Below are 8,410 nucleotides of genomic sequence, written 5' to 3'. Positions count from 1 at the left end.
AATTGCTACACTCTTTGTAATATAAGCATTCTAGACCATTTTGTCTCCCCTCAAGCCATATCATTTATGAGCTTGAAACTAAGCCTAGTGGCAAGATTGACTTGGTAGGCCAACTCTGGGCGGACTACAAGACCGCAGGTATACGCGATCGCTCTAGTGCAGGGCTGGTTGTGATTGCGGTTTAGGTATTTGATGTTATCACCACCTTTGCGGCTCGTAACCCATTTTAATTTACAGCCCCATTCATGATTTTGGGCTGCATCTTATTTAACATCGGCACAATGATGGCTGGTGAAATTGGGTTTGCCGTTTGGCGATTGACGAAAGATTAAAGTGAGCGCCGCTCCATAACTCTTGAGTCGAGCGGCACTCACTATTCAACAGGGCATTTCTTTTATGCAAAGTAACAATATCCCAAAAATTACAACTAAAGAAACTGAACATTTACGCGAATCATATCCTAGCTTGTCTCACTTGGAAGCCGGAAATATTGCCCAATGGCTGCAAGAGAGAAAAGATGGATTATTTAAAATGGCACGGGCATCTGAGAATGAAGCAGACATGACCCGTGTACTTGGTTTGTTGGCTTCTGGGATTGGAGCGGTTTGTTATGCGGTCAACCCACTGGCAGTAGTTGGTGGTTTAATTGGTGGTGCTGCATGGCTATGGTTTGTTGTCGAACATTCCAACAGAACCAAGGAGATTGCCCCCTTACCCTTTATACGTGGCAACTTTATAGACGCTCTAACTCGTGCTGGGGATTACGATGCTAGGAGCAATTATCAAGCGGATCATCTTGCTAATACCGTTAAATTCCTAGAGCGACAATCAGCAGAAGAGTACGCCTTTCTTCATGCTGAGTTTGAAAATATTGTCCAGTACTTAACGCAAGTTGAGCCAGGAAAACGTTTTTATGCTTATCGTTGGATGTTTGGTTGGTTTGGCAAGCTCAAGGGTCGTCAGCTACCCACTTATGAAAGCATGGCTCTCCATTTACAGGATGTGACGATTGACAGCCGGCTGAAGCGGTCGGAGGTAAATGCCATCGCACAGGCAAACGTCCAGTTACCACCGACTGTAGATATCAAGCAGTTTCAATCGCCAATTGTTGATATTGGGAAGATGAACCAAGCTGTGGAACTTTCTAGACCGACAGAGTTACAGCCATCAGCTGATGGGCTTGTACCAGAGACTCTAATTAATCTTCCTCTGACTAATAGAGCAAACGCACTGATCGCTGCTTTAACGAAAAGTGGATTCCAAGTAGAGGATATGATGAGTTCTCAGGTGATAGCGATCGCTGGTACTCAGCGAGGTGGCAAGGGAACCTTAGCAGCAATCTTGGCAACATTATCAACTGCACTTGACCCCGGATTGAACACCCAATACTTTACAGCTGGGGTGGACGTTTACCCCTTTGCCTGCAACTTGACCTCTGCCCTTAAGTACCCGGATATTGATGCGGATGGGGCTGATCAACTCGTCGCTCGTGATTTATTGAAATTTCTTAAGGGTTTAGATGGAAGCAAACCTTACTCCCATAAAAGCTTACTGCTAGTAATTGATGAGGCGATGCGGTTGCTGTCATTGTTAGAGGAGAGCGATCGCACTTGGGCTATTCAATATTTACTTTCTCGCTTCGCTAAGTCTGGTGGTACATTAATTATCGTGTTGCATGGCTCTAACCTGACAAGCGTGGTCGGTAAAGCTACGGCTGGGCTGGCAGATACCTTTAAGCAATCGGTTAACTTTATTGGCTGTGTAGCTCAAGCGGTTAGTGCTGGTGGTCTACGCAAAATGAATGTTGCTAGTGGAGAATATTTCAAAGCCAACCCTAATAACTTTGGAGAACCTGTTAGCGGTGGCAACTTGGGCATGATTCCCGAATGGCTAAAGACCCATTTGCACCCAGGCAATGGGCAACCAGATCCAGCAAGAACATTACTTCAGTTCTTCCCGGAATTAGTTCAAGAGCATGAAAGGGCATTCATACCGAGAGGGGAGAAGATTGCGCCATCAGACGCAGTTAATCATCTGGAGTCCATTTTTTCAAAGCCTTATCAGGAAGTGGAATTTCTGGAAGTAGAAGAGAGTAGTATTTCTGAGGCTGATTTAGAACAGATTGTGGCGATTATTGCAGCTACTGCTAGCCCTCCAACTTCTTTTGCAGCTATCAGAAACAGCCGCAAGTGGGGCAAAGAGAAAAAGAGTGTTCTCTACTTGAGGAATGCCTTGTCACAATTGATTGACAGTAACCGATTGTGCGGAAATGAAAAAGATGGTTTCAGCGTTTTTAACGTTGTTTTTAACGTTAACCAGTAGGCAGTTACTCCCCGTTGTAGCGATCGCCGTTACTCCAGACGTGTAGCACAATACTTCACTTCTTGATAACTCTACATCAAGATATCAAAACATTCTTGACACAATACCTTTCTATGTCCAATGAATCTCTTTGGAACGAAAAGCTCTATCCCAATCGTTAGCAATCACCTCCATCATATTGATCATACCTTCATAGCCAAAATATGGTTTGTCAACATAAGTTTCTCTGTTAGTGGGGCTAAATACATCAAAAGCAATTTTGATTCCTAGTTCCTCTGCCATGTATTTTTCCCATGCCGAGCCAATCACAGCATCAACATCCAACTCTTGCAAGGTCTGCTTAACTTGATAGCCATCTGCCGAAAATGCTACGCGGGGAGCAAGACCAAGACTATCTAGTTCTCGCTCCAGGATTGAACGAGAATCAGGCATCGCCGAGCGAAATAATAAGACTTCAGGAATCATCTCCAATTCTTCAAAGAGCATTCTAACCAGTCCAATGCCAAGCGTTCCATCCGCAGATACAGCAATTCTACAGTTACGATATCGGGGAATAATCATCAATGCTCGTTTGCGAAGTGTATCTACGACCATTTCTTCGCCAAGTTTAATTAGCGGTTCGACTTTTTCTTCGATCTTAAAATGTGCCGCTAATGCCTTCAACCATCGAGTAGTGTTGTTTACACCTACTGGTAAAGGTATATCATCAAGGATAAGGGGGATATTGTGGGTCTCTTGCATTTTCCGAGCAAACTTATACCCAACATCATGACTAAGAACAATATTGGCCGTTGCCTCACCAGCTAGCTCCAGTTCTTCAAATGAGGTATTATGAGAAAAAACAGTCTGTACTCTAATCCTCAAAGATTTTAAAATCTGCGTTACCCATTGCAAGTCAGCCCACCAAGTAGGATTAAGATTTGCCTGTGGCGCAATGATATTTACAATCCTCGGCTTTCTGCCCCTTCTTTTAGTCTGCCTTTTTTTGATAAAAGGAAGTAAAGCCTCTAAACCCATCTCCAAGCCATCATAAGCATTGCCCCGAAATCCACCAGCCATTAAAGGAACGAGTTTGGCTTTGATATCTGGCTGAAGCTGGTTGCACAATCCCGCAATATCTTCACCAATGATGTCTGCCGCGCAAGTCCCAACGACAAACATCACCTTAGAATCAAAAGATTGATCCGCCTCTTTAATCATCCCTTTGAGTTTATCAGACGCTCCCATCACAATGTCTGACTCAAAAAGACGAGTACAACCTACTTTCCGCTTGGTGAAATCAACCTCATGAGCATCATACCCAGCTGCGACAGTGGACGCGCAACCTTGTGGAGACTGAATCACAATACTAACATCTTTAATACCAGCAACTGTAGTTGCAATACCTTCAAGGGCACAGCCAACTACTGGGTCTTTACTATGGTTACAATTATCAAAAGTCGTTTCAGCAGACATTTTTCCTCCTGTTTCTCTAAGGCTTGACTATGGTAAAAATTTTACTCGTTACACCAACCTGGAATAGTCTACGTAGGTTGGGGAGCCACTGCGTTGGGTGGCTCTGCCGACTTGAAGCATGTGGCATTTGAGGAACTAAATCCAACATTTTCGAGAGTTTGTTGGGTTTCACTACCCTGTGGTCGGCCGCCTCCGGCATCTACGTTCTACTCAACCTACAATTTTCTACGTGTTAGCGTTCGCGGAGCGTCTCGTAGAGAAGCGGGGCGTAGCCCGACAAATCCATACTTTGATTCAGCAAAGTCACATTTTATTTATTACTCGTTAAAACATTTTCCCCGCTTCTTCTCTGCATATACGGTACAGTCAGGCATGTCTTGAGCTAATTTTCCACTTAGTGATTGAGTAGATGCTAACCCGGAATTTTTAGGGAATACCATTTGCTTGGTTAAAGCACTACGAGGTCTAAAGCCATATTGGAGTGCTGTTTTAATACACTTTGCGACCTTTAAGGCTCCGCGATAGCCAAATCTGGGACGATTTAAGATAGCATTTAAATCGACTACGGGAATATGGGGGAAACTCAAGGAAGAACCAAAATAAACTACCGATTCTGCATCAAGACCACCAATGAAATCCAGTAATTCATCTTCCGTTTGTTTCATGGACTCGTACTTGCCAAAGGCCAGTGTCCCTTTCGTAATCAGGATTTCTGGGTCTAACCCTGTTTCCAACAAATAATCTACACTGGTTTCTCGTGCTTCTGTACTCCAGGGATGGAAGTTATAGATTACTACACGCATCCCAAAATCACGATCCAACATGTGAGCAAGGGATAAGCACTTGATAGCATCATGTCCTTCGATAATCGCTAACTTCCCTTCTATATAACTCTTAGCTGCTTCAAATTCAGTCTTGATTGCGGCATATTCTTTTTCCATTAGGGCAGCCGCCTGTTCTTCCATCCCTAAATATTTTGCCGCCCCTTCGAGCCATTTTTCTGTAGCGCTGATTCCATAGGGAAGGATAGTAGAATTTAGCGGAGTACCGAACTTGTCTGACATGGCTTTGCCGATGGTATAGCCAAGATCCAAACATAAAGTACAGTTGACTGCTGCACTCGGTGCTTGCTTGAGTTCTTCTAGTGTACAATCACCTGCGATGACGCTGTGAACTCTTGCCCCCATTGCTTCTATCAATCGCACCAATTCTTTGACATCAGTTTCAACTTCCGTCCTTTCAGGGCCCATCTTCGCGCCCACAATATTGACAGCATCGGCTAGTTGTGCTTTCCGCTCTGAAGTTGGCGGCTCCATAAAGTCTACGATTTGCCGAAATACGATATCAAATCCACTGCGATACTCCCCGGCGAATCCTTCACAATGTATCGTCATGATCTCAGCATCGATTTCGCTGCGGGCCTTATTCACTACGTCATCAACACAATCACCAATAATACCAGACGCACAACTAGTAGCAACAACGATCGCATCAGGATGGTATTTTTCATCTACTTCTCGAATCGCGCCTGCTAATTCTTTTTCCCCGCCAAAAATTACCGCCTTCTCACTCATGTTCGTAGTCACCACGGGTTCATAAGGTGAACCACTATTGCGGCTATTAGTCAGCTTGTATGCCCGCTTGACTCCATAAGCACAGCCACTCGGCCCGTGAGAAATGACGATCGCATTTTTAATCCCACTTAAAATCTTCGTTGCAGTCCAGAATTTACAGGGGCGGGTATGACTACCTTGTAAACTGGTCTTAATCTTACCCTCTTTTGCCAAGCGATACAGTTCGCTCAAGTTTCCGTAAAATACGACATTCTGATCTATCATCATAGTTCTCCAAATATTTCATCTTTTTTAAACGCAGAGGGTCGCTGAAGTTGGCGCAAAGGAACGCAAAGTTTTGAATAGAGGCTCCAGCACTCAAATTCTGCGCTCCTGTGCGTTTTACTCTGCGTTCCTCTGCGTTAAAATTAAATCCTCAATTCCTCTTACCAAACGTTTAAGATCCACTCGCGATCGTGCTTGTTCTCCATATCTGCAAACATGGCGTTGGCAATGTTATCTGCTAGCCATTCTGCTCCTTTATAGCCAATCACAGGATATTTCCACAGACCTGCGCGGTCAAAGCTAGGGAAGCCTACCCGAACCATCGGAATTTTGTTGTCGATAGAAATATACCGACCCTTGGAATGACCTAGAATCAAGTCAATTTCGAGGGATTTATCTGTAATGCGGCGCTCCAATTCCCAGAGGTCTGCATTCCAAATGACTTCAATATCACAGGCTGCTTGCTTCTCCAACTCGGCAATTCTTGGGTCTTTGGTGCAGGCTTTGTTGTCGTCTCCCAACAACATCAACACTGGCTCTAACTCAACTTCTAAGCAGAACTCTGCTAGACCAATTACTAAATCGGGATCTCCGTAAATAGCAACCTTCTTGTTGGCGAAGAACATGTGTGCGAGGTCTGCGATCGCATCAATAGCTTTACCCCGTTCTCTGACTAAAGATTCTGGTATTGCTTTACCAGTTAGTTTTTGGATGTTTTGCAGCCAGATGTCGGTATTTTTGATACCAATTGGTGTTGGGCCAAGAATTGCCGGAACTTTGAACTTCTCTTGTAAAAATTCGGCTGCACTACCGCCTTCATATTTACATAAGGCAATAGTTCCCAACGCATTGGCAGAATCAGCAATTTCTTCAATGGTTGTATTCCCAAAAGCAAAACTTGTCTTATCAGGCATGGTGGGCGCATCAAAGGTTTCTGTATCCAGTAAAATGTTTCCTGGAACATCCATCTCTTTTAAGATGCGCTTAACTTCTGTGACATCTCCAGGATTAAGCCACCCAGTAATGATGTTCAGCTTGCCAGTTGGTTCGCCTTTTTTTGCTAGGGTAGAAATGATTGCGTGTACGCCGACATTATAGCCAGTGACTTGACTACCTTTGTAACTGGGGGTATGTACAGGAACAAGGATAACCTTACGATCGGGATAAGCCTCCTTTAAAAAGCCGTTGAGCTTGTTAATGGTTCCTTCGATATCGTCCCCAATTGTCTCAGTTGAACAAGTCGTAATAATTGGGATAATCCGTAAATCGGGATATCGTGCTACTAAGGTCTTTACACCTTCCTCAATGCGTGGCTGTCCTCCAAGAACAGCGCTATTTTCATGGAGTGAAGAAGAAGCAATGTCGAAATTTTCCTTCAAATGCTGGGCAAACAGGAGACGAACGAACATACTACACCCCTGTCCTCCATGCACTAGGGGAATACAATCTTTGATTCCGATAGAAGCATACTCAGCCCCAGCCGGCTGACAGGTAAATATAGGATTGATGATTCCCTTGCGTTCTTTCTGTTTTACGACTAAAGACATTCTCTTGACTCCTATGTGGTAAAAAATTGCGTGATGCGTGTTTGGCGTTGCTGAACGAAGATATGAAGTGTCATTTTGAGCTTAAAAAAGTGGAGCGATGTCTGTGGCGAGCGATCGCTAACGCTGCATCCAACCAAGAAGCAAGCTACTGATAGCATCGATTACAGAAGGAAAGTAGAATTGAATTTCTTGAAAATCTTGAAAGCTAAATGAGATGCTTCTGTAGCCAGACGGTATGCGGACACTACACTTCTTGGAAATGCTTTTGGTGTAGCCCGTCGGTGAGATCGCTCTCTACTCTCTACTCTCTACTCTCTAAGTCTCTACTCTGTAAGAAAATTTCTGCACAAACACTAACAGGATGACTTGACTCTATTTCATACTCCAATTCAACAACGCCGTTCGTTTAGTGAGGCAATCTGGTCTTCTCCCTTAAGGAATGAATGGGAGAAGGGGACGCTAAAAGCGATCGCAAATCATAGAGCGTCACCCAGAGGTTGAATTACCGATCTAATTGCTTTAATAAAGCGAATAATGCAACTCACCATTCTTCGACTTGGTTATTACAATATCGACCAGCATTCCCTTAACAGCTTCCAGTACTGCCTTCTTTTGCGAGTTTTCCATGCTATTTAACCATGCAAACCTAATTTCTAGGTCAGCTGCGAGGATCTTCGCATCTGCATAAAAACCCCTGTCGATCAAGGTTTCTAGAACCACCTTTTCTCCAGTCAAGATTTGGGCGGCCATATTGAGAACACCATTGATGTTTTCTTCCCGATCCCATGCACGAGAGTGAAACTGCCACAAACAACGTTCTTGAATTAATTTTGTGACTTCCGCAGCTCGATCTTGAATGTATGACGCGATTTCCTTAGCTTGCACTTGAACCTGTGGTGCAACTTCCTTAGCTTGTGGTTGAACCTGTGGTACAGCTTCTTTAGCTTGGGGTTGAACCTGTGGTACAGCTTCCTTAGCTGACTGTTTGACCTGTGAAGTGGCTTCCTTAACTTGCTGTTGAACCTGTGTTGCAGTTTCCTTTGCTTGGGGTTGAACCTGTGGCGCAACTTCCTTAGCTGACTGTTTGACCTGTGAAGTGGCTTCCTTAACTTGCTGTTGAATTAAAGAAACGACTTCCTCAGATACCTCTTTGGTTGCTTTACCATTGCCATTACCATTGGTACTTAGCAGACTTTGCCCTGCACGGATGTCATCTTTAGCCAACTTCATCAAAGGGGAGTAAATGGC

The 8,410-nt window shown here is 44.1% G+C and carries 5 protein-coding genes; 1 reads left to right on the top strand and 4 read right to left on the bottom strand.

Annotation, left to right across the window (positions count from 1 at the left end; genetic code table 11):
• The first annotated feature begins 396 nt into the window (after positions 1-396).
• Positions 397-2,322 (top strand): hypothetical protein, encoded by a 1,926-nt coding sequence (locus HWQ43_RS00120; protein ID WP_292728601.1) that lies wholly within the window; start codon positions 397-399, stop codon positions 2,320-2,322.
• 111 nt (positions 2,323-2,433) lie between these two features.
• Here the strand turns inward: HWQ43_RS00120 and HWQ43_RS00115 are convergent, their stop codons facing one another.
• The 4 genes from HWQ43_RS00115 to vnfG form a co-directional block, all read right to left on the bottom strand.
• Positions 2,434-3,777 carry a nitrogenase component 1 gene (locus HWQ43_RS00115; RefSeq protein WP_292728598.1) on the bottom strand — a complete coding sequence of 448 codons (1,344 nt, stop codon included), beginning with the start codon at positions 3,775-3,777 and terminating at the stop codon, positions 2,434-2,436.
• Between the two features lie 317 nt (positions 3,778-4,094).
• Positions 4,095-5,618 (bottom strand): nitrogenase component 1, encoded by a 1,524-nt coding sequence (locus HWQ43_RS00110; protein WP_292728596.1) that lies wholly within the window; start codon positions 5,616-5,618, stop codon positions 4,095-4,097.
• A 158-nt stretch (positions 5,619-5,776) separates the two neighbouring features.
• Entirely contained in the window at positions 5,777-7,162 is a 1,386-nt protein-coding gene (gene vnfK / locus HWQ43_RS00105) for a V-containing nitrogenase subunit beta (RefSeq protein ID WP_292728593.1), read from the bottom strand.
• 519 nt (positions 7,163-7,681) lie between these two features.
• A partial coding sequence (gene vnfG, locus HWQ43_RS00100; protein WP_292728590.1) for a V-containing nitrogenase subunit delta occupies positions 7,682-8,410 on the bottom strand: 729 nt, incomplete at its 5' end.

The organism is Nostoc sp. JL31, from assembly GCF_017114965.1.
In the GTDB taxonomy this organism is placed as follows: Bacteria; Cyanobacteriota; Cyanobacteriia; order Cyanobacteriales; family Nostocaceae; genus Nostoc; species Nostoc punctiforme_A.
The sequence above is the reverse complement of the archived record's forward strand: the minus strand, read 5'-3'. Positions and strand labels throughout refer to the sequence as shown.